This window comes from Polynucleobacter sp. 35-46-11, from assembly GCF_002281105.1.
Window position 1 is genome coordinate 1 of sequence record NZ_NCFJ01000542.1, and the last position, 1,637, is coordinate 1,637.

Here is a 1,637-nt window from a genome sequence, read left to right on the forward strand (position 1 = left end):
AACAATAATTAAGGTGTCAGGATTATTCTTCGCAAAATCTTTAGCAACTTGAACCGCATTGCTGAGCATGATGGTATCAAATGCAGCTCTCTCCCAATCTAAGGGGTGGTTAAATTTATCAATCAATGCGGCCTCAACCATCAGAAAAAATCCATTGGGATTTTTTGACAATACATTAATAGCCGATTGGGTCATCTCCGTTAAGTCAGGCTGATTTGGATATTGTTCAACAGTATTCTTCTTTAGAAAAAAACGGTCTAGTGATCCATCCATATTATCGGGGTGAAAAACGCCAAACAGTTTTTTCGTGCTTGATGCATTACCAGCTTTAAGTAACTCATCTTTTGTGAATGCAATTTTGTAGCCACCCTGCTTAAATTGATCAATCAGATTATTTTCATCCTTACGCTTTGAACCTTTAGTCGATTGTGGATAAAAATAGGCAGAGCCTCCGCCAAGAATGACTTCCGCACCACTCGCAAGTAATTGCTCGGCAATGTAAGGCTTATCCGCACGTCTTCGTGTGTGTGCAACCATCGCACCAGGGGTGGCATCCTGCAACTCTGCATCCGACACAATTCCGATTGACATGCTCGTCTTACGCTTAATTAACTCAGTAATAGTTTCTACTTTTGGATGCTCTAGATTATTACTAGCTCGTGAAACGTAGACCCCCATAGCATTAACCGCTGTTTTATGGCCGGTGGTGTAAGCACTCATTGAGTTTGCGGAGTCCGTAATCAAAGAATCTGAACCGGAGGTGCCGACTAACGCCATATGGGGCATATCATCAAAGGATAGCTTTCCTTGATATCTACCTTCGGAAATGCCTTTAGATAAAACACGTGCGGCAGTACGATTGGCAATCGTTATTCCATCGCCGATGAATAGAATGATATTTTTTGCCTTTCTTGGTCCAGTATCGTAAACATCCCAAGAAACTTGCAGGATCTCTTTTCCAGCTTTAGCTACTAAAGTATATTTTCCTGGCTTAGATATTTGAACGTCACGATAAATAAGTGAGCTACCTTGACTAGATTCGTTTGCAATAAATGTTAATCGTTGCTGAACTTGATTCTTAAGTGGATTACCATTAAGCCTAATGTCTAGATCATCTAACTTATATTCATTATCAAATTCAATCTTGATATCAAAATAGGAGCCTGACAATATCGTAGCGTTCTGAATAGGATAAATTCCAGCTGCCTCAACCCAGATGGACTGAAGCAAAAGAATGAGCAATGCAATTAAAAAGGAAATGCGAGGAATAGTCATGAAATATGCACCGGTAGGAAGAATGCTTAATATCATGAATTTTGATGTCAAACATATGACAGGCTATCAAGTCAAGCAAGAATAGCGCCCTACCGAATAGGGCTATCGATCAGTACAGTTACTGCGCTTATGAATTCCAGGCGGGTGTTTCTTGCATAACTTTATCCAAGCTTTTCATGCACAGGCTTTTAACCCTCTCACGCTCAGCCTTTAGCCAACCTAATGCAAATAGTAAATTGGGGTCGGCTTGTGTCAAACCCTCAATACGATTAATCGAGACACAAATATCGTTAAATAACCCAAAATGATCAAGTGCGATTGATATGGTTTTAAAAAACTTTCGATAGTGTTTTTTATTGCAG

At 39.9% G+C, this 1,637-nt stretch carries 2 protein-coding genes; both read right to left on the reverse strand.

What is annotated here, in order from left to right; all coding sequences use genetic code 11:
- The coding region (locus B7Y67_RS17385; protein ID WP_293599705.1) for an alkaline phosphatase at positions 1-1,275 on the reverse strand (1,275 nt) is incomplete at its 3' end.
- A 127-nt stretch (positions 1,276-1,402) separates the two neighbouring features.
- Positions 1,403-1,637 (reverse strand): hypothetical protein (locus tag B7Y67_RS17390; protein ID WP_293599706.1); only part of this gene is annotated, 235 nt, incomplete at its 5' end.